The 19,931-nt window shown below is 71.6% G+C and carries 20 protein-coding genes and 2 pseudogenes; 8 read left to right on the top strand and 14 right to left on the bottom strand.

Annotated features, from left to right (window positions below; genetic code table 11):
- Positions 1-2: 2 nt before the first annotated feature.
- The 4 genes from AS97_RS12155 to ribA all read right to left on the bottom strand — a co-directional run bounded on the left by AS97_RS12155 (position 3) and on the right by ribA (position 4,449).
- The gene (locus AS97_RS12155; RefSeq protein WP_059146991.1) at positions 3-2,135 is read right to left on the bottom strand and encodes a xanthine dehydrogenase family protein molybdopterin-binding subunit; all 2,133 of its coding nucleotides are present in this window, start codon (positions 2,133-2,135) and stop codon (positions 3-5) included.
- Positions 2,132-3,121: a xanthine dehydrogenase family protein subunit M gene (locus AS97_RS12150; protein WP_059146992.1), complete on the bottom strand. Its 990-nt coding sequence runs from the start codon at positions 3,119-3,121 to the stop codon at positions 2,132-2,134. Before AS97_RS12150 ends, AS97_RS12155 begins: the two co-directional genes overlap by 4 nt.
- A complete protein-coding gene (locus AS97_RS12145; RefSeq protein ID WP_086708412.1) occupies positions 3,118-3,624 on the bottom strand; it encodes a 2Fe-2S iron-sulfur cluster-binding protein in 507 nt (168 codons plus the stop codon). Before AS97_RS12145 ends, AS97_RS12150 begins: the two co-directional genes overlap by 4 nt.
- Before the next feature lie 168 nt (positions 3,625-3,792).
- Positions 3,793-4,449: a GTP cyclohydrolase II gene (gene ribA / locus AS97_RS12140; RefSeq protein WP_210564883.1), complete on the bottom strand. Its 657-nt coding sequence runs from the start codon at positions 4,447-4,449 to the stop codon at positions 3,793-3,795.
- Positions 4,450-4,546: 97 nt separating this feature from the next.
- On the opposite strand from ribA, the gene AS97_RS12135 reads away from it, so the two are divergent.
- On the top strand, positions 4,547-5,296 hold the full coding sequence (locus AS97_RS12135) for a creatininase family protein (RefSeq protein ID WP_210564882.1): 750 nt from the start codon (positions 4,547-4,549) through the stop codon (positions 5,294-5,296).
- A pseudogene (locus tag AS97_RS47305) lies at positions 5,296-5,937 on the top strand (RibD family protein); the annotation flags it as partial. The gene AS97_RS12135 and the pseudogene AS97_RS47305, both read left to right, overlap by 1 nt.
- Before the next feature lie 192 nt (positions 5,938-6,129).
- Here the strand turns inward: AS97_RS47305 and AS97_RS12130 are convergent.
- The 5 genes and pseudogenes from AS97_RS12130 to AS97_RS12110 all read right to left on the bottom strand — a co-directional run.
- Positions 6,130-7,050: pseudogene (locus AS97_RS12130) on the bottom strand (lysylphosphatidylglycerol synthase transmembrane domain-containing protein); the annotation flags it as partial.
- Entirely contained in the window at positions 7,047-7,883 is an 837-nt protein-coding gene (locus AS97_RS12125) for a class I SAM-dependent methyltransferase (RefSeq protein WP_059146996.1), read from the bottom strand. The pseudogene AS97_RS12130 and the gene AS97_RS12125, both read right to left, overlap by 4 nt.
- Complete coding sequence (locus tag AS97_RS12120) at positions 7,880-8,986, bottom strand: glycosyltransferase family 4 protein (protein ID WP_059146997.1); 1,107 nt, start codon at positions 8,984-8,986, stop codon at positions 7,880-7,882. The genes AS97_RS12125 and AS97_RS12120 overlap by 4 nt, the downstream gene beginning before the upstream one ends.
- Positions 8,983-9,381 carry a 6-carboxytetrahydropterin synthase gene (locus AS97_RS12115; RefSeq protein WP_059146998.1) on the bottom strand — a complete coding sequence of 133 codons (399 nt, stop codon included), beginning with the start codon at positions 9,379-9,381 and terminating at the stop codon, positions 8,983-8,985. Before AS97_RS12115 ends, AS97_RS12120 begins: the two co-directional genes overlap by 4 nt.
- A gap of 78 nt (positions 9,382-9,459) precedes the next feature.
- Positions 9,460-10,458, bottom strand: a complete 999-nt coding sequence (locus AS97_RS12110; RefSeq protein ID WP_059146999.1) for a zinc-binding alcohol dehydrogenase — start codon at positions 10,456-10,458, stop codon at positions 9,460-9,462.
- Between the two features lie 117 nt (positions 10,459-10,575).
- Between AS97_RS12110 and AS97_RS12105 the strand changes: the two genes are divergently transcribed.
- Complete coding sequence (locus tag AS97_RS12105; RefSeq protein WP_059147000.1) at positions 10,576-11,319, top strand: CDP-alcohol phosphatidyltransferase family protein; 744 nt, start codon at positions 10,576-10,578, stop codon at positions 11,317-11,319.
- Positions 11,320-11,347: 28 nt separating this feature from the next.
- Here AS97_RS12105 and AS97_RS12100 read toward each other — a convergent pair whose 3' ends face one another.
- Positions 11,348-12,055: an SDR family NAD(P)-dependent oxidoreductase gene (locus tag AS97_RS12100; RefSeq protein WP_210564880.1), complete on the bottom strand. Its 708-nt coding sequence runs from the start codon at positions 12,053-12,055 to the stop codon at positions 11,348-11,350.
- 103 nt (positions 12,056-12,158) lie between these two features.
- Between AS97_RS12100 and AS97_RS12095 the strand changes: the two genes are divergently transcribed.
- From AS97_RS12095 to AS97_RS12075, 5 genes are all read left to right on the top strand, one after another.
- The gene (locus tag AS97_RS12095) at positions 12,159-12,998 is read left to right on the top strand and encodes a helix-turn-helix transcriptional regulator (protein ID WP_086708406.1); all 840 of its coding nucleotides are present in this window, start codon (positions 12,159-12,161) and stop codon (positions 12,996-12,998) included.
- Positions 12,999-13,223: 225 nt separating this feature from the next.
- Positions 13,224-13,382: a hypothetical protein gene (locus AS97_RS12090; RefSeq protein WP_014059559.1), complete on the top strand. Its 159-nt coding sequence runs from the start codon at positions 13,224-13,226 to the stop codon at positions 13,380-13,382.
- Positions 13,379-13,927 (top strand): sigma-70 family RNA polymerase sigma factor, encoded by a 549-nt coding sequence (locus tag AS97_RS12085; RefSeq protein ID WP_086708405.1) that lies wholly within the window; start codon positions 13,379-13,381, stop codon positions 13,925-13,927. The genes AS97_RS12090 and AS97_RS12085 overlap by 4 nt, the downstream gene beginning before the upstream one ends.
- Positions 13,924-14,721, top strand: coding sequence for a hypothetical protein (locus AS97_RS12080; protein WP_059148646.1), 798 nt, complete (start codon positions 13,924-13,926; stop codon positions 14,719-14,721). Before AS97_RS12085 ends, AS97_RS12080 begins: the two co-directional genes overlap by 4 nt.
- Positions 14,722-14,873: 152 nt before the next feature.
- A complete protein-coding gene (locus AS97_RS12075) occupies positions 14,874-15,062 on the top strand; it encodes a hypothetical protein (RefSeq protein ID WP_059148645.1) in 189 nt (62 codons plus the stop codon).
- 94 nt (positions 15,063-15,156) lie between these two features.
- Here AS97_RS12075 and AS97_RS12070 read toward each other — a convergent pair whose 3' ends face one another.
- Genes AS97_RS12070 through kdpF form a run of 4 tightly spaced genes read right to left on the bottom strand, consistent with a single transcriptional unit; the run spans position 15,157 to position 19,752 of the window.
- On the bottom strand, positions 15,157-15,825 hold the full coding sequence (locus tag AS97_RS12070) for a potassium-transporting ATPase subunit C (RefSeq protein ID WP_059148644.1): 669 nt from the start codon (positions 15,823-15,825) through the stop codon (positions 15,157-15,159).
- A gap of 5 nt (positions 15,826-15,830) precedes the next feature.
- Entirely contained in the window at positions 15,831-17,969 is a 2,139-nt protein-coding gene (kdpB, locus tag AS97_RS12065) for a potassium-transporting ATPase subunit KdpB (protein WP_201724522.1), read from the bottom strand.
- On the bottom strand, positions 17,969-19,630 hold the full coding sequence (gene kdpA, locus AS97_RS12060) for a potassium-transporting ATPase subunit KdpA (protein WP_086708402.1): 1,662 nt from the start codon (positions 19,628-19,630) through the stop codon (positions 17,969-17,971). The genes kdpB and kdpA overlap by 1 nt, the downstream gene beginning before the upstream one ends.
- A 32-nt stretch (positions 19,631-19,662) precedes the next feature.
- Complete coding sequence (gene kdpF / locus AS97_RS12055) at positions 19,663-19,752, bottom strand: K(+)-transporting ATPase subunit F (protein ID WP_037770757.1); 90 nt, start codon at positions 19,750-19,752, stop codon at positions 19,663-19,665.
- Between the last annotated feature and the right edge of the window lie 179 nt (positions 19,753-19,931).

Here is a 19,931-nt window from a genome sequence, read left to right as displayed (position 1 = left end):
GGCTAGGACACCAGCTTGTCGAGGGTGATGGGCAGTTCGCGGACCCGGACACCGGTGGCGTGGTGCACGGCGTTGCCGATGGCCGCGGCGGTGCCCACGATGCCCACCTCGCCGAGGCCCTTGGCCCCCATGGGGTTGGTGTACGGATCGGGCTCGTCCAGCCAGTGGGCCTCGACCGCGTGGACATCGGCGTGGGAGGCGATGTGGTACTGGGCGAAGTCGTGGTTGACCACATGGCCGAACCGCGGGTCGAGCACACTGTGTTCGTACAGCGCCATCGACATCCCCTGGGTCATCCCACCGATGAGCTGGGAGCGGGCCGTCTTGGGGTTGATGACCCGGCCCACGTCGAACATCCCCAGCAGCCGCGTCACCCGCAGCTCACCGGTGTCCTCGTCGACCCGCACCTCGGCGAACTGGGCGCCGAAGCTGTGCATCGCATAGCGCTCGGCGTCCGGGTTGCCGCCGGCCATCTCCGCGGTGACCTCCAGCCCCTCCGGCGGCGCGATACCGCCGTGCTCGGACCGCAGCCGGGCCCGCAACTGGTCCGCCGCCTCCCAGATCGCGGTGCCCCAGCTGTTGATGCCGGCCGAGAACCCGGCGACCGACGCGGCCGGCAGCGCCGTGTCCCCGATCCGCATCTCCACCTGCCCGACCGGGACGCTCAGCGCGTCCGCGGCGATCTGGGTGAGCGCCGTCCAGGTGCCGGTGCCCATGTCGGCGGCGGCGATCCGCACCGTGTAGCGGCCGTCCGGGCCGATCCGGATGGTGGCCGCGTTGCCGGGGAAGCGGGGGGAGGGATACGTCGAGACGGCCACGCCGGTGCCCACCAGCCAGCGCCCCTCGCGGCGCGCCCGGGGGGTCGGGTCGCGGTGCCCCCATCCGGCCCGGCGGGCGCCCTCGCGCAGACAGGCGGTCAGATGGCGGCTGGAGAACGGCAGTCCGGACTCCGGGTGCACCTCCGGCTCATTGCGGATCCGGAACTCCACCGGGTCAAGACCGCAGGCGATCGCCATCTCGTCCATGGCCGACTCCAGCGCGTACATCCCCTGCGCCTCGCCCGGCGCCCGCATGATCGTCGGCACCGGGACATCCAGCGGGGCCAGCCGGTGGGTGGTGCGCCGATGCGGCGCCGCGTACATCATCCGGGAGCAGACGGCCACATGCTCCGCGTACCCCTTGGCCTTGGCGGTCTGCTCGATCACATCGTGGGCGAGCGCGGTGAGCCTGCCGTCCCGGCCGGCGGCCAGCCGGATTCGCTGGATCGACGCCGGGCGGTAGCCGACCAGGGCGAACATCTGCTGCCGGGTCAGGGAGAACTTGACCGGACGCCGGACCATCCGGGCCGCCATCGCGGCGAGCACGGCGTACGAATGGGGGTAGACCTTCGAGCCGAACCCGCCCCCGACATGGGGGGAGATCACCCGTACCCGCCCCGGCTCGAGCCCCAGCACCCCGGAGATCAGAGCCTGGCTCAGGTAAGTGCCCTGGGTGGAGCAGCGCACGATCAGCTCACCGTCCCGCCAGGTGACCACGGCGGTGTGCGGCTCCATCGGGTTGTTGTGGTACATCGGCGTGGAGTACGTGGTGTCCACCATGGTCGGCGACGCCGCCAGCGCCGTGTCGACGTCCCCCAGCGCACTGTCGGCCGGCGAGCCGTCCTGCAGCTCTCCGCCGCCGGTGCCGAAGGTGGCGGCGTGCGCCGGGGAGCAGAGGTCGTCGCGGTCGGCGCGCAGCACCACATCGGGGGGCCGGCTCTCGTAGTCGACGCGGACGAGCCCCGCCGCGCGGCGCGCGGTCTCCAGGGACTCGGCGACGATCGCCCCGATGAACTGGCCGCGCCAGGCGACCTCGTCGGACTGCAGGACCGCGAGTTCCGGATCGTCGGGCCGGGTCAGCGTGGGGGCGTTGAGATGGCTGAGTACGGCCAGCACCCCCGGCTCCGCCTCCGCGAGCGCGCTGTCCACCCCGGTGACCCGCCCGGAGGCGATCGTGGACTGCAGCGGATACAGATAGACGGGCTGGTCGAGGGGCCATTCATAGGCGTAGGTGGCGGTGCCGGTGACCTTCTGCGCGCCGTCGACGCGGTCCATCGGGATGCCGATGGCGTGGGGGCGGGCTGTGACGTGGCTCATCGCGCCTCCTCCAGCAGCTCCAGCAGGGTGGCGACCATCGTGTTGCGGGCGAGCGGGACCTTGAAGGCGTTGCCCGGCAGCGGCCGCGCCGCGGACAGCTCGGCCGCCGCCGCGTCCACGAAGCTCTCCCGGGTCGCGGGCGCGCCGCGCAGCACCGCCTCGGCCGTGATGGCCCGCCAGGGCTTGTGCGCCACCCCGCCCAGCGCGACGCGCGCGTCCCGTACCGCCCCGTCGGTGACCTCCAGCGCGGCGGCGACCGAGACCAGCGCGAAGGCGTACGAGGCGCGGTCGCGCACCTTGCGGTAGCGCGAGCGGAGCGCGGCGTGCGGGGGCGGCAGCTCCACCCCGGTGATCAGCTCACCGCGCTCCAGGACGGTGTCGCGCTCGGGGTCGGCCTCCGGCAGCCGGTGCAGGTCGGTCAGCGGGATCCGCCGCTCGGACGCCGGGCCGGCCACCGTCACGACCGCGTCCAGCGCGGCCAGCGCGACGGCCATGTCCGAGGGGTGGGTGGCCACGCAGGTGGGGGAGGCGCCCAGGATCGCCATATCGCGCTGATAGCCCTCCATGGCCGAACAGCCCGCGCCCGGTGTGCGCTTGTTGCAGGCGGTGGTGACGTTCTGGAAGTACGGGCAGCGGGTGCGCTGCAGCAGATTCCCGCCGGTGGTGGCGAGGTTGCGCAGCTGGCCCGAGGCGCCCGAGAGCAGCGCCTGGGAGAGCACCGGATAGCGCCGCCGGACCCGGGAGTCGGCGGCCAGATCGCTGTTGGGCACGGCCGCGCCGATCCGCAGCCCGCCGTCGGGCAGCTCCTCGATCCGGTCGGAGGTGAGCCGCCGGACGTCGATCAGCAGCTCCGGGGTCGCCACCTCCAGCCGCATCAGATCGACCAGATTGGTCCCGCCGGCCAGATAGGCCGCCTCGGGCTCCTCGACCAGGGTGGTGACGGCCGCCGACACCTCATCGGCGCGCTCGTAGCGAAAGGGCCTCATCGGTGCGCCACCTCCGCGATCGCCGGGACGATGTTCGCGTACGCGGCGCAGCGGCACAGATTGCCGCTCATCCGCTCGGCGATCTCCTCGTCGTCGAGCACCACATCGGTGGCGCCCAGATCCTTGCTCGCGGCACTCGGCCAGCCCTCCCCGGCCTCCTGCAGCATGCCGGCCGCCGAGACGATCTGACCGGGTGTGCAGTAGCCGCACTGGAAGGCGTCATGGGCGATGAAGGACTGCTGGAGCGGATGCAGCTCACCGTTGGTGAGCCCCGCCGCCGTGACGATGTCCGCGCCCTGGTGGGCGACGGCCAGCGCGAGGCAGCCGAGGATCCGGCGGCCGTCGAGCAGCAGGGTGCAGGCGCCGCACTGTCCGTGGTCGCAGCCCTTCTTGGGGCTGGTGTTCCCCAGCTGCTCGCGCAGGGCGTCCAGCAGCGTCGTACGGGTGTCGACGGTGAGGCGGTGCTCGCTCCCGTCCACCCGGAGCTCGATCTCCAGGTCCATGGTCCCTACCCTTGATCGTCGTCCGTCGGAACGTCACACGCACCCCCATTCTCGGATATATGGGCACTGATCGCCCGTTCGGCGGTATGGCCACACCGATGGCGGGCCGCGGCTCGCGCCCGGCCGACGCCGGTGGACGGGGCCGCGGCCCTCGGGTCAGGGTCTTCTTCAGGTGCGCTGGATCACGGCTTCCAGATGGGGCAGATAGTGGTCCATGCGATCCCGCTTGGTGAGCAGATACGGGAGGTTCTCCTTGTGCGGAGTCATCAGCAGCGGCACCTGCTCGCTGACCCTGACGCCGTGCCGCAGCAGCGCGTCCCGCTTCTGGGGGTTGTTGGACAGCAGCCGCACGGAGTGCACCTCGAGGTCGTGCAGGACATCCGCCGCGACCTTGTAGTCCCGGGCGTCCGCCGGCAGGCCGAGGGCGAGGTTGGCCTCGACGGTGTCGAGCCCCTCCGCCTGGAGCTTCATCGCCTGGAGCTTGGCGAGCAGTCCGATCCCGCGTCCCTCATGGCCCCTCAGATAGACGAGAATGCCCCGGCCTTCGGCCACGATCGCCTTCAGTGCCGCGGAGAGCTGGTCGCCGCACTCGCAGTGACGGGAGCCGAACGCGTCTCCGGTGAGGCACTCCGAATGCAGGCGGGTAAGCGCTTCCTCACCGGTGACATCGCCGTATACCAGCGCCATTTGTTCATCACCGCGAACGAGATCCCGGTAGCCGATCGCGAGAAAGTCGCCATGCTTCGTGGACAGCCGGACATTCACCACTCGTTCGACACCCGAGGGGCGGGCGTCGACATCGAACACGCCATCACTTTCTGTCATGTCCCGATCTTATCTGGAAAACCACCGCCCTTGTACAGGAGAATGACAAAGCCGGGGCAACAAGCTGTCCGGCCGACACAGGAAAGGTCCACGAGATATGAGCGGTTCGGGAACGCGCCCGCAGGCCGGCATGGTGTTGCCGACACGGACGACGGAGGAAGTGCGGGCCGACCGGGCCGAAGTCGCCGTGCTTCCCGTAGGCAGCTTCGAACAACACGGCGCATTTCTCCCGCTGGCGACCGACACGGTCATCGCGGGCACGATCGCAGGCGAGATCGCCGCCGTCTATCCGGTGCTTCACCTGCCCCCGGTGACGATCTCCTGCTCCCATGAACATGCGGCCTGGCCAGGCACGATATCCCTGTCCGCGGCCACCCTCTACGCCGTGGTCCGCGATATCGCGGACTCGCTCCGGCGCTCGGGTATACGCGGTCTGATTCTGGTGAACGGACACGGCGGCAATTACGTACTGCGCAACATCGTTCAGGAATCCGCCGGGGGTGACTTCGCTATGGCGCTATTCCCCGGATCGGCGGACTGGGATGCCGCCAGGAACCGCGCCGGAGTACGCACCCCGTCCCACAGCGATATGCATGCGGGGGAACTGGAGACATCCATACTCCTGCATGCCCATCCAGAACTCGTCCGGCCCGGTCATGAAACCTCCGACTGGATATCCGAAGAACGGAAACATCTGCTCACTCTCGGTATGTCCGCCTATACGGAGTCCGGCGTCATCGGCCGACCGTCCAGGGCGTCCGCGGATAAGGGAAAGGAAGTGCTTGCCGGGCTTGTCGACTCCTTCGCCGAGTATCTTTCCCTGGTCGGTGCCGAGAAGGAGGCGTGATGACCTTTCTGGAAACGGAAGCGGCCTGGGCGCGGCTGTGCTCCGTCCGGAGCGAGGCGGATGCCGGGGACGCCGGTCTGGTCCGGGGCCCGGACGGCAGGCGGCGGTGGAGTGAGCCCGCCTCGCCGGAGGCCCGGCTCCTGGTCGACCGCTATCTCCCGCTGTGCCTGGCCGGGCCGCGGCTGACGATCGCTCAGCTCGGTCAGAGCCTGGACGGATTCATCGCCACCCGCACCGGCGACGCCGACTATGTCACCGGCGAGGAGGACCGCCGCCATCTCCACCGGCTGCGCGCCCTGGCCGACGCGGTGGTCGTCGGGGCCGGCACCGCCGTCGCGGACGACCCCCAGCTGACCGTCCGCGCCTGCGCGGGCACCCACCCGGTACGGGTCGTCCTCGATCCCCGCGGACGGGTGCCGCTCGACCGACGCGCGTTCACCGATGGCTCAGCTCCGACCCTGTGGGTGGTGGGAGCCACCGGCGAGCGCCGGCCGGCGCCGCCGGACGGGGTGGAGCTGCTGACGCTCACGGAGCCCGACGCCTTCGCCCCCCACCAGCTGGTGCGGGCGCTCGCGCGGCGCGGACTGGGCCGGGTGCTCATCGAGGGCGGCGGCGTCACCGTGTCCCGCTTCCTGCACGCGGGGGCGCTGCACCGGCTCTATGTCACCGTGGCCCCGGTGCTGCTCGGCGACGGCGTCCCCGGGCTGCGCTTCGACGGGACGCCGGTCATGCGGGACGCGCTGCGCCCGCCCGTCCGCCGCTCCACCCTCGGCGAGGACACCCTCTTCGAACTCGACCTGGCGGCCCCGCGACCGGGCGCCCCACTGGACGGCCAGCACCGCGACACCGGGGAGGCTCGCGGTGAAGGTGAGCACCCCGTAGACCACGGCCACGGTCAGCCCCTGACTCGCGCCGAGGCCCGCGGCGCCGAAGGCCCAGGCGGTGACCCCCTCGCGGGGACCCCAGCCGCCGACGTTCAGCGGCAGCGCCATGGCGATCAGGGCGAGCACCATCAGGGGCAGCAGCTCGGTCAGCGGAGCGTCTGACCCCGAGGCCCGGGCGGCGAGGACGAACGTCGTCAGATGCCCGGCCAGCACCACGACCGAGGAGACCACCACCCCCGGCCAGCTTCCCCGGGCCAGCAGCCCGCGGCGCGCCTCGGCCAGCGCGCCGCGGACCGCGCCCCGCCGCCGCGCGGTCACCGGCGCCGTGCGGCGGCGCCGGACGGCCACGGTCACGAGCAGCGCGACGCACCCCGCGAGCACCGCCGCCCACACCGTCCGGCCGCCGAGGCCGCCGGCCAGCCGGCCCAACTGCTCCAGGGCCAGGGAGGGGTGCGCCAGCAGTATCGCCACGCCCACCGCGATCAGCACCACCTGGCCCGCGACCCGCTCCAGCACCACCGCGCGTACGCCCCGGCCGACATCCCCCGCGTCCCGCCCGTGCCGCACCGCCCGATGCACATCGCCGAGGACCCCGCCGGGCAGCGCGGCGTTGAGGAACAGCGCGCGGTAGTAGTCGGCCACGGCCGGACCCAGCGGCAGCCGGATCCGCAGCCCCCGCGCCACCAGACACCAGCGCCAGGCGCTGAAGACCGTGGTGAGCAGGCCGAGGCCGAGCGCCGCCAGCAGGGTGGGGCCGTCGATGGTACGCAGACCGTCCACGAAGGCCCCGGTGCCCAGCCGCCACAGCACCACCCCGAGGATGGCGACGCCCGCGGCCGCCCCGAGCCGGGCCCGCGGCGCGGCGGTCACGCGGCGGCCCCCATCGTGCGGGACGCGGGCAGTGCCAGCAGATCACGGTGGTGCACCACTACCCGCAGCGCGCCGGTCGCGGCGATCGCCAGCCGGCGGCGCAGATACGCCTCGGCGCGCCCGGCCAGCTCCGGCCGGTGCTCCACGGCCGCGCCCACCCAGCCCCGCAGCCACTCGGCCGTCAGCGCGGCCTGTTCGGCGCCGAGCGTCCAGGGGCTGGCATGGGTCCGTACCGTCGCGCCGTACCGGGCGAACGTCTCGGCGGCCACCGCCATCGCGTCGGGGCCCACCAGAGAGCCGCGCCGCTGATGGGCGTTGAACGCCTCGCCGATCTCCGCGTCCAGCGGATCGGCCGGGGTGATCTCGACCCGCCCCACCACGGACAGCGCCAGCAGCGCCGGGCACTGGGCCGCCGCGCAGGCCGCGGCGATCCCGTCCACCTCCTCGGCGGTGAGCACGTCCAGCAGCGCGGACGCCGTCACCAGCGAGGCGCCGTCCAGCGTGCTCGCGGTCAGCCGGGCGAGGTCGCCACGCGCCGTGGCGATGGCGATGCGGCTGCCGTCACCGGCCGCCCGGGGCATCCGCAGGGCCGCCCGGTCCAGCAGATCGGGGTCGCGGTCGTGCAGGATCCACAGCTGCGGACCGCTCAGCCTGGGCGCCAGCCAGCGCCCCATGGAGCCGGTGCCGCAGCCCAGATCGTGGACCACCAGCGGCGGGCCGGACAGCCGGGGGCGGAGCTCCTCGATGAGTTCGGGGGAGCGGGCCGCCGCGTCGGCGCTCTCCCGCAGCTCCAGCCAGTCGGGGGTGTAACGCGGTACGTCGGTCGTCTTCACGCGGCCCTCCGCGGTTCGTCTCGTAGCTCTTCCAGCGCACCGGCCAGGTTCCGGGTGGTGTTCTCCCACCCGGCCAGCGCGGTGCGCCGCTCGTGCGCGGCGGAGGTCAGCCTGCGGCGGATACCGGGGTCGCCCAGCCAGCGGCGCAGCGCCGCCGTGAGCGCCCCGGGGTCGTCCGGGTCGATGAGCATGCCCGGCACCCTGCCGTCGGGGGCCTGCCCGATGGCCTCGGGCACCCCGCCGACGGCCGTGGCCAGCACCGGGATCCCCCGGGCGAGTGCCTCGGTCACCGCCATGCCGTACGTCTCGGCGTACGAGGCGAGCACCACCGCGTCGGCACCCGCGTAACCGGCGTCCAGCTCGGCGCCGGTCTTCGGGCCGAGCAGACGCACCCGGTCGGCCACGCCCAGCTTCTCGATCAGCTCCCGGAGCCGGGCGGTGTACTCCGGGTCCTGGTCCAGGGCTCCCGCACAGTCGCAAGCCCAGGGCAGATCCGGGATCTCCGCGAGCGCCTCCACCAGCCGCAGGTGCCCCTTGCGCGGGGTCACCGAGGCCACGCACAACAGCCGTGAGCCCGCGCCGCCCGAGGCGGCGAGCGGGGCGATATCGGCGCCGGGCGCCGCCACATGGACCCGATCGGGCACCAGCCCGTGCAGATCCACCAGCCGCCCGGCCGCCCAGGCGCTGGTGGCCACCACCGCCCGTGCCGAGCGCAGCGTCCGGCCCTCCAGTGCCGCCAGCTCCGCGGCCCTGCCGGGGGTGAGCCCCGTCTCGTCGCCCAGCGGCAGATGCACCAGCACCGCCAGCCGCAGCCGCTGGGCCTGCGGGACGACGATGGCGGGGAGCGCACAGGCGACGAGCCCGTCGAGCAGGACGGCCGTGCCGTCCGCCAGCCCGGCCAGGATCCGGGTCAGCTCGGCGCGGGCGGCGGGGTCCGGCCGGGGCCAGTCCCCCTCGATGGCATGCTCCTCGACCCGCCAGCCGACGCCGGGCAGATCCCGGCAGATCCGCCGGTCGTAGACGTTGCCGCCGCTCGGCGCGGCCGGGTCGGCCACGGCGCCGGGCATCACGATGTGCACCGTGCGCGGTGCGGCCGGGCTCATAGGCCGCGCTCGTAACTCGCCCAGGCGACATGCGACTCATGCAGGGTGACCACGATCCCGGACAGCCCGCGGGCGCCCTCGCCCAGTGCCCCGGAGGCCACCCGTTCGGCGAGGCGGTCGGCGATCACCTTGGCGAGGAACTCGGTGGAGGTGTTGATCCCCTCGAAATCGGGTTCGTCGTCGAGATTGCGATAGCTGAGCGCGCCGCACACCTCCCCCAGCTCACGGGTGGCCAGGCCGATGTCCACGACGATGTTGTCGTCGTCCAACTCGGCACGGCGGAACGTGGCGTCCACGAGGAACGTCGCCCCGTGCAACCGCTGTGCGGGTCCGAAGACGTCCCCGCGGAAACTGTGAGCGATCATGATGTGATCGCGGACGGTGATGCTGAACAACGGATGACCCTCCAGATACGGCGCGTCGGGCCCTCAGCCGGGGCACGCCCTCTAGTACGGCCCTCACGTTCCCCGTGTTCAGACGGATGACACGGCAGATTCCGCGTCGTAGCGAACCCGGTGGCACAGCCCCGGAATCTCCCCGGAGGCGAGCCCCGGCAGCACCTGGGGAAGCTCCTCGAAACCGCATTCGCCGGTGACAAGGGCGTCGAAGGCCGGATCGGCGAGCAGTTCGAGCGCCAGCGCCATCCGGTCGCCGTAGCCGCGGCGGGCGCCCCGGGCCGGGGAGACCGTCCCCACCTGGCTGGCGCGCACCGTCAGCCGGCGGGAGTGGAAGGCTTCCCCCAGCGGCAGGCTGATCCGCCGGTCCCCGTACCAGCTCAGCTCCAGCACGGTGCCCTCCGGGGCGAGGAGTTCCAGCGAGCGTGCGAGCCCCTGTTCGGTGGCGCTGGCGTGCACGACCAGATCGAGGTCGCCCACCGCCTCCTCGGGGAGCGCGAAGCCCACCCCGAGCGCCCGCGCGACCTCCGCGCGCGCCGGCTCGGCGTCCACCAGTTGCACCCGTACGGCGGGAAACCGCGCCAGCACCGCCGCCACGGAGGCGCCCACCATCCCGGCCCCCACCACGGCGATCCGGTCGCCCAGCAGGGGCGCGGCGTCCCACGCCGCGTTCACCGCGGTCTCCACCGTGCCCGCCAGCACGGCGCGCGGGGCGGGCACGCCCTCCGGCACCGGGGTCACCGCGCTCGCCGGGACCACATAGTGGGTCTGATGCGGATACAGACAGAAGACGGTGCGACCCAGCAGGGGCGCCGGCCCCTCCTCGACCAGACCCACGTTGAGATAGCCGTACTTGACCGGCCCGGGGAACTCGCCGTCCTGGAACGGCGCGCGCATCGCGGTGTGCTGACTCACCGGTACGCCACCGCGGAAGACCAGGGTCTCCGTACCGCGGCTCACCCCCGAGCACAGCGTGCGCACCACCACGTCCTCGGGCCCGGGGTCGGGCAGGGCCACCTCCCGTATCTCGCCACGGCCGGGGGAGCGGAGCCAGAAGGCGCGGGCGGTGCGCGTCATACGACGTCTCCAAAGGGGCTGAACAATCGGGCGGTGGCCCACGTACCGGTGACCATGAAGCCGCGAACACGGTACGCGGCACCCATCCACTCCGCCACACAGCCCGGAGGGTGCACGGTGGCCCTGAACAATCCCTACAACACGACGCTGGTGCGGAACGAGACGGCCGCGGGCGCGGCCGCGCAGCTGCTGCTGCTCGTGCTGCTCGGCACGGCGATCGACCTGGGACCCGTGGGCTGGCTGACCGGCCTGGCCTTCGCGGTCGCCACCTGGGCGGTGCTCACCCGCGCCCTGTCGCGGTCCTGGCTCGTCTCCTTCGGCGCGGCCAACCGCGTCACCCTGGCGCGGGCCACGCTCGTCGGCGGGGTGACCGCGCTGGTCGCGGACTCCTTCGAGAGCCCGCCGCCGGTCACCGTCCTGGTGGCCCTCACCGCGGTCGCGCTGCTCCTGGACGCGGTCGACGGCCAGGTGGCCCGCCGCACCGGCACCTCGTCCTCGCTGGGCGCGCGGTTCGACATGGAGGTCGACGCTGTCCTCATCCTGGTGCTCAGCGTCTATGTGGCCACCTCGCTCGGCCCCTGGGTGCTGCTGATCGGCGCCATGCGCTACGCCTTCGTCGCCGCGGCCCGGGTGCTGCCCTGGCTGAACGGGCAGCTCCCGCCGAGCACGGCCCGCAAGACGGTGGCCGCGCTCCAGGGTGTGCTGCTGCTGGTCGTCGGCGCCGACGTCCTGCCCTACGCGCTGGCGTTCGGCGCCGCCCTGCTCGCCCTGACCCTGCTCAGCTGGTCCTTCGCCCGCGACATCAGGTGGCTGTGGCGCACCCGGGACAGCCGGGCCGAGGTGACCGCGGGGGCCCGGTGAGGGCGGCGTCGCCGACCGGCCCGCCGCTCTACCAGGGGAGAGCGCCCTCGATGTCGAAGTACCCACCCGTCGGGCCGTCGGGCCCCACCTGGGCCATCCGGACGATGATCTCGGCGCCCTCCTCGACCGTCTGGTGGCCGGTGTGCGCGTTGAGGTCCGTCGCGGTGTAGCCGGGCTCGACGGCGTTGATCCGCATCTGCGGGAACGCCTTCGCGTACTGCACGGTGAGCATGTTCACCGTGGCCTTCGACGCCGGATAGGTGACCCCCGGATAGGCGTGCGTCGGGGTGTCGGGGGTGGAGACCCGCTCCAGCGAGGCCAGCCCGCTGCTGACATTGACCACGACCGGGGCGGCGGACCGCCGCAGCAGTGGCAGGAAGGCGTGGGTGACCCGCACCACGCCGAAGACGTTCGTCTCGAACACCGTCCGCATCATGTCGGCGGTGACCTCGGCGGCGCCGATCACCCCGCCGTCCGGCGTCCGTGCCTCGATACCGGCGTTGTTGATCAGCACGTCCAGTCCGCCGTCGGCCTCGATGGCCTTGGCGGCGGCGGCCACGGACGCGTCATCGGTGACATCGAGGACGACCAGCCGCGCCCCCAGCCGTTCGGCGGCCCGGCGGCCGCGCTCGGCGTCCCGGCTGCCGATGTAGACGGTGTGTCCCGCGGCGATCAGGCGGCGGGCGGTCTCGAAGCCGAGACCCTTGTTGGCTCCGGTGATAAGTGTTGTCGTCATGTCTCCAGGCTGCGCCCGGGGCGAGCGGGCAGCCAGGTGCCCTGTCTTCCTGGGACCGCGAGTACCAGGAAGGGCCCCCGGTCGGCGGTGCACACTGGTGGTCATGGCGACCACGGAGTTCGGGCAGGCGGTACGGCGCTGGCGGGACCGGGTCCCGCCGGAGGCCGCCGGGCTGCCGTCCGGCGGGCAGCGGCGCGCGGTCGGGCTGCGCCGCGAGGAGCTGGCGATGCTGGCCGGGATCTCCGTCGACTACGTCACCCGCCTCGAACAGGGCCGGGCCTCCCATCCCTCGACCCAGATCGTCGAGGCCCTGGCCAGGGCGCTGCGGCTGTCGGGGACCGAGCGTGCCCATCTCTTCCGGCTGGCCGGGCTGGCGCCACCGGGGCCGGAGACGGTGCCGGCGTACATCACCCCGAGCGTCCAGCGGCTGCTGGACCGGCTGACCGGTACACCCGTCGCCGTGAGCGACGCGTCCTGGACGCTGCTCATGGCCAATCCGCCGTATGTGGCCCTGAGGGGCGATCCGTCCCGGTGGCGCGGCAACGAGCGCAACGGAGTGTGGCGCCACTTCGTCGGCGAGGACAGCGGATCCCGGCAGACGCATGAGGACCGCGGCGAGTTCCAGGCCGCACTGGTCGCCGATCTGCGCACGGCCGCCGCCCGCTACCCGGCCGACCAGCGGCTGCGACGGCTGGTCGCGGAGCTGCGCGCCAACAGCGAGCGGTTCGCCGAGCTGTGGGACTCCGGCACCGTCGGCCACCACGAGGCGTCGCGCAAGACCATCGACCATCCGCGGGTGGGCACGCTGACGCTGGACTGCGATGTGCTCACGGTGGCGGGCAGCGATCTGCGCATGGTGGTGTACACCGCCGAGCCCGGCACCGAGGACGCCGAACGCCTCGCCCTGCTCACCGTGCTCGGCACGCAGACGCTCACCGGCTAGCCCGTCCCCCGTACGGCGGCGCGGGCGGGGCCGGATCTGCGGACCAGGTCCATATGTTTTTCATATTTGCGTAATTGGATCGCTGCGTTCCGTAAGATTTTAAGCTCATCCGATGCACGAATCGGCGTCCGTGAGCGCTATCTGAAACAGAGAGCGCAACACCGCGCACTCGCGGGGCGTGTGGGGGCCACCCCTCGTACAACGAACAGAAGGACAACGAAGTCCGTGAATCTTCAAACCGTGGTGAACGTCGTCACCGCCGTACTTGTGGCGCGGGTATTCGGCAGTGACGCCATCGCCCTCCTGCGTCGCGCGGCCGCGATGGGAGTCCGCGTCGGCGTATCGGAACTGCATCGCAGCGACCGGGAGGGAGGGGAGCGGTGACCAACGAATTCCTGCGCTCGCGCGAGACCACCTCGATGACACCGGGACTCCCCGCGGACTTCCGCGCCTTCCACCAGCTCCACCGGAAGGCGTACATCGACCGGGCCGTGGTCTACCTCGGCAACCACGCGGACGCCGAGGAGGCCGTCGACGCGGCCTTCGAACAACTCCTGCGCTGCTGGCCCAAGGTGCTGACCATGGAGAACCCGGCCGCCTACGCCTGGAAGGTCATGAAGAACCGGGCCGTCGACCTCGCCCGCGCCCGCAACCGCGGCCCCGCCCTCCTGGACAACGCGACCTTCGAGACCGCGCTGCTCAGGGACGCGGTCGATCCCATCGCCGTACTCGAGGAGAGCCTGAACCTCTACCAGGCCATCAAGAAACTCCCCGAGCGCCAGCAGGACGTGGTCATCCTGCTCCACTGCCGCGGCTACAGCGTCGCCGAGACCGCCACCCACCTCGGCATCACCGAGGCCGGCGTCCGCTCCACCGCCCGCTACGCCCGCCGCCGTCTGCAACAACTCCTGGCCAAGGAGGACCGATGACCTCAGCCATTGACCGCATCCTCGCGCGGGCCCTGCTCAACCCCACCCCTCCCGTCGACTTCGAGGCAGCCGAGGCCCGGCTCGCCATCCGCCACGCCGACCCCGGTGGTGCCCCACCCCAGGAGCGCCCTCCACGGCACGCGCAGCGGACATCCGCGGCCGCGGGGGCCGCGGCGCCGGGCGTGGACGAACGGATGGCGCAGGACCTGCACACCCTGTGCGAGGCGATCATCGCCCGCCCCGATGCCCTGACCCAGCTACGGGACTTCCTCACCCGCCGCATCCTCGAACCGCCCGGCTCCCGGGTCCTCGGATGCGTCCTGCAACTGGCCGGCCACGAGGACCACGCCCAGTTCTGGTGGCAGTTCGCCGCCGGCGCCGGTGACCCCGCCGCCGCGTACTGCCTCTACCTCCACCACATGGCCCTGGGCGAGGACGGCCAGGCGCACGCCTGGCTGGAGTGGTGGCACGAGCAGGCGGGCCACGACATCCCGCCGGTCACCGACACCGTGGAGGACTGGGCCGCCACCGACCATGAGATGGCCGCCGCCCTCCGCATCCTGCACGGCCTGAAACGGGAACAGGAGGTGCCGCCCGCCACCATGGCCGTCATCCACTACGTCGCCCGGGCCGTCGACTTCACCGACGACCCCGACATCGATCTCCCCCTGCCCGAACCGGGGTTCGCCGACCGCATCGAAGACCTCACCGCCACCGAGACCACCACGGCCGGCGCGCCCTCGCCCGACCGGGCCGTACTGCCCGAGCGGCCGCGCAGCGGTTCCCCCGCGTAGCGGCCCGCCCGCGTATCACCAGGGCGAGTGGCTTCCCGGGTCGGCCGGGGGCCGGCACCGGGCCGGTGTGCCGCACGCGTCCCTTGCCCGGCGCGCCGGCCTCCTCCGCCGGCCCGTTGGCCTCTCGCGGTCGATGAAGCAGCTCGCGGTCGATGAAGGTCACCGACGCGGGCCAGGCCGCGCTGACGGAGATGAGCGCCGAGGTACTCAAGATCAGCGACACTCTGAACGCCACGCTCGGCCCGGACGACATCGCGGCGGCCGACCAGCATCTGCGCCGGGCCGCGCTCGTCGTCGAGAACGAACTGCGGGAGATGAAGCGGCCGGAGAGCGACGGATGAGCCGGGCGGCTTCGGCCCCCGGGACATGACGACGGGAGCCGGCGGCCGCATGTCTCCGGCCGCCGGCTCCCGCTTCTCGGGGCGTGTGCCGCCGTCAGTGCCGGGCCACGAGAGCCTTGAGCGCGATGTTGAGTTCGAGGACGTTCACCCGCGGCTCGCCGATGAAGCCGATGACGCGGCCCTCGGTCTTGTCCTCGACCAGCTTCTCCACCTGGGCGACGGACAGCCCGTTCCGCTCCGCGACCCGGTGGACCTGGATCTCGGCGTAGCGCGGGGAGATGTCCGGGTCCAGGCCGGAGCCGGAGGACGTCACCGCGTCGGCGGGGACCTGGGACGGCCTGACGGTGTAGCCGGGCACCGAGTTGTTCTTGACGACCGCGGCCTTGGCGTCCTTGACCTGCTGGAGGAGGTCCTTGCTGTCGGCGGAGAGGTTGGTGGCTCCGGACAGCAGCAGCGTGTACTGGGTGTTGACGCTGTTGGCGCCGAGGCCGTTCGCCGGGCGCCCCTGGAACCACTTCAGATCGGGATCCGGGGTCTCCTGCCCCTTCCTCAGCGGCAGGTTGTACGGCTGCCCGATCAGCGAGGAGCCGACGACCTTGCCGTCGGCCTTGATCTCGGAGCCGTTCGCCTTGTCGTGGAACAGCCCCTGGGCGATGCCGGTGACCACCAGCGGATAGATGACGCCCGTGACCAGGGTCAGTACGAGAAGGGCCCGCAGGCCGGCCCCGAACAGCCGGGCGGTGTTCATGACGGAATGGTTCATGGCGGTCAGCCGATCCCGGGAATGAGGGAGATGAGCAGGTCGATGATCTTGATGCCGATGAAGGGCGCTATCAGGCCGCCGAGGCCGTAGATCCCGAGGTTGCGCCGCAGCATCTTGTCCGCGCTCATCGGCCGGTAGCGCACACCCCGCAGGGCCAGCGGCACCAGCGCGATGATGATCAGCGCGTTGAAGATCACCGCGGAGAGGATCGCCGAGTCCGGCGAGGACAGCCGCATGATGTTCAGCTTGTCCAGGCCCGGATAGACCGCCGCGAACAGCGCCGGGATGATCGCGAAGTACTTCGCGACGTCGTTGGCGATGGAGAAGGTGGTCAGCGCGCCCCGGGTGATCAGCAACTGCTTGCCGATCTCCACGATCTCGATGAGCTTGGTCGGGTTGGAGTCGAGGTCGACCATGTTGCCGGCCTCCTTGGCGGCCGACGTACCGGTGTTCATGGCCACGCCGACGTCCGCCTGGGCCAGCGCCGGGGCGTCGTTGGTGCCGTCGCCGGTCATCGCGACCAGCTTGCCGCCCGCCTGCTCCCGCTTGATCAGGGCCATCTTGTCCTCGGGAGTGGCCTCGGCGAGGAAGTCGTCGACGCCCGCCTCCTCGGCGATGGCCTTGGCCGTCAGCGGGTTGTCACCCGTGATCATGACGGTCTTGATGCCCATGCGGCGCAGCTCGTCGAACCGCTCCCGCATGCCCTCCTTGACGACGTCCTTGAGGTGGATGACGCCCAGCACCCGCGCCCCGTCGGCGTCCTGGACCGCCACCAGCAGCGGGGTGCCGCCGGCCTCGGAGATCCGGTGGACGATCCGGTCCGCGTCCTCGGCGACCGTGCCGCCCCGCTCCCGGACCCAGGCGATGACCGAACCGGCCGCGCCCTTACGGATCTTCCGCTCGCCGACGTCCACACCCGACATCCGGGTCTGCGCGGTGAACTCGATCCACTCGGCGCCCACCAGTTCGCCCTGGTGGCGCTCGCGCAGTCGGTACGTCTCCTTCGCCAGGACGACGATGGACCGGCCCTCGGGGGTCTCGTCGGCCAGCGAGGAGAGCTGGGCGGCGTCGGCGACCTCGGCCTCGGTGGTGCCGCGCACCGGCGCGAACTCCGCTGCCTGCCGGTTGCCCAGGGTGATCGTGCCGGTCTTGTCCAGCAGCAGTGTGGAGACGTCACCGGCGGCCTCGACCGCCCGGCCCGACATCGCCAGCACGTTCCGCTGCACCAGCCGGTCCATGCCCGCGATGCCGATCGCCGACAGCAGCGCGCCGATCGTCGTCGGGATCAGGCAGACCAGCAGCGCCACCAGCACCACCATCGTCAGCCGCGTGCCCGCGTAATCGGCGAACGGCGGCAGCGTGACGCAGGCGAGCAGGAACACGATCGTCAGCGAGGCGAGCAGGATGTTCAGCGCGATCTCGTTCGGCGTCTTCTGCCGGGCGGCGCCCTCCACCAGGTTGATCATCCGGTCGATGAAGGTCTCGCCCGGCTTGGTGGTGATCCTGATGACGATGCGGTCGGACAGCACCTTGGTGCCACCCGTCACGGCCGAACGGTCGCCGCCGGACTCGCGGATGACCGGCGCCGATTCGCCGGTGATCGCCGACTCGTCGACCGAGGCGACGCCCTCGGCCACATCGCCGTCACCGGGGATGACATCGCCGGCCTCGCAGACCACCAGGTCACCGATCTTCAGCCCGGTGCCGGGGATCCGCTCCTCGGCCGTGCCGTCCGCGGCCAGCCGCCGGGCCACCGTGTCGGTCTTGGCCTTGCGCAGGGTGTCGGCCTGCGCCTTGCCACGGCCCTCGGCGACCGCCTCCGCCAGATTGGCGAAGATCACGGTCAGCCACAGCCAGGCGCTGATCGCCCAGCCGAACCAGTCGCCCGGATCCTTGAAGGAGAACACCGTGGTCAGCACGGACCCGACCAGCACGACGAACATCACGGGCGACTTCACCATCACCCGCGGGTCCAGCTTGCGGAAGGCGTCCGGCAGCGACTTCAGCAGCTGTCCGGGATCGAAGAGGCCCGCGCCGGCACGGTCCTCGGCCGAGCCGTGCCCGGTGGGAACGCCGTTCTGCGGCGCCCTGGTCGGAATGGCAGTGGACATGGAGTCCTCGTGGTTTTCTGTGCGGGTGGTCATCACGCCAGCCCCTCGGCCAGCGGCCCCAGCGCCAGCGCCGGGAAGTACGTCAGACCGGTGATGATCAGGATCGCGCCCACCAGCAATCCCGTGAACAGCGGCTTCTCGGTGCGCAGCGTGCCCGCGGTGGTCGGCACCGGCTTCTGCTCGGCGAGCGAGCCCGCGAGCGCCAGGACGAAGACCATGGGCACGAAGCGGCCGAGCAGCATCGCGAGACCGGTCGTGGTGTTGAACCAGTCGGTGTTCGCGTTCAGGCCCGCGAAGGCGGAGCCGTTGTTGTTCGAGGCGGAGGTGAACGCGTACAGCACCTCGGAGAATCCGTGCGCACCGGAGTTGAGCATCGAGTTCGGCGGCGTCCGCAGGGCCATGGAGGCGGCGGTGAAGATCAGCACCAGCGCCGGGGTGACCAGGATGTAGCAGGCCGCCAGCTTCATCTCGCGGGCACCGATCTTCTTGCCCAGATACTCGGGCGTGCGGCCGACCATCAGCCCGGCGATGAACACCGCGATGATCGCCATGATCAGCATGCCGTAGAGGCCGGAGCCCACACCACCGGGCGCGATCTCGCCCAGCATCATGCCGAGCATGGTGATGCCGCCGCCCAGGCCCGTGAAGGAGGAGTGGAAGGAGTCCACCGCTCCGGTCGAGGTGAGCGTGGTCGACACCCCGAAGAGCGCCGAGCCGCCGACACCGAAGCGGGCCTCTTTGCCCTCCATCGCGCCACCGGCGGCCTGCAGGGCCGGGCCGTGGTGGGCGAACTCGGTCCACATCATCAGGGCCACGAAGCCGACCCAGATGGTGACCATGGTCCCCAGGATCGCGTAGCCCTGCTTGACCGAGCCGACCATGATGCCGAAGGTGCGGGTCAGCGCCAGCGGGATGACCAGGATCAGGAAGATCTCGAAGAGGTTGGTGAACGGGGTCGGGTTCTCGAAGGGGTGGGCGCTGTTGGCGTTGAAGTAACCGCCGCCGTTGGTGCCCAGCTCCTTGATGGCCTCCTGCGAGGCCACCGCCCCGCCGTTCCACTGCTGCGAGCCGCCCATGAACTGGCCCACCTCGTGGATGCCCGAGAAGTTCTGCAGGGCCCCGCAGGCGACCAGCACGACGGCGGCGATTGCCGCGGCCGGCACCAGGACGCGGACCGTGCCGCGCACCAGATCGGCCCAGAAGTTGCCGAGTTCACCGGTGCGCGAGCGCGCGAAGCCGCGCACCAGCGCCATCGCGACGGCGATGCCGACCGCGCCCGAGACGAAGTTCTGCACGGCGAGTCCGGCGGTCTGCACGACGTGGCCCATGGCCTGCTCGCCGGAGTACGACTGCCAGTTGGTGTTCGACACGAAGGACGCGGCCGTGTTGAACGCCTGCGCCGGCTCGATCGAGGAGAACCCGAGGGAGCCGGGCAGGCTGCCCTGCAGCCGCTGCAGCAGATACAGGAAGAGCACACCGGCCACCGAGAAGGCCAGCACCCCGCGCAGATACGAGGCCCAGCGCATCTCGGTGTCGGGGTCGGCACCGATGCCCTTGTAGATCCATTTCTCCACGCGCCAGTGCCTCTCGGACGAGAAGACCTTGGCCATGTAGTTGCCGAGGGGAACGTAGGCGAGCGCCAGCGCCCCTATGAGGGCGAGCAGTTGGAGCACGCCCGCGAGTACGGGGCCCATGCCTCCCGCCGCGGTAGCAGCTGATGTCACCGTCAGAACCTCTCCGGGAAGATCAGGGCGAGGACGAGGTAGCCCAGCAGGGCGACGGCGACGACGAGGCCGACGACGTTTTCGACGGTCACAGCTTCGTCACCCCTTTGGCGACAAAGGCCACCAGCGCGAACACCGCGAGCGTGGTGACGACGAAGGCCACATCGGCCATCGCGAACTCCTGGAAAGAGGTCGGGGGAATCCGCAAGCGGCGGATCGGACGGGTTGTCGATAGAAGAAAACCCCGCCCATGGCCGGATCCGAGCGTCGT

Source organism: Streptomyces sp. AgN23, from assembly GCF_001598115.1.
Lineage (GTDB): Bacteria > Actinomycetota > Actinomycetes > Streptomycetales > Streptomycetaceae > Streptomyces > Streptomyces antimycoticus.
Note: the sequence above shows the minus strand (reverse complement) of the source record. Positions and strands in the feature narration are given on the sequence as shown.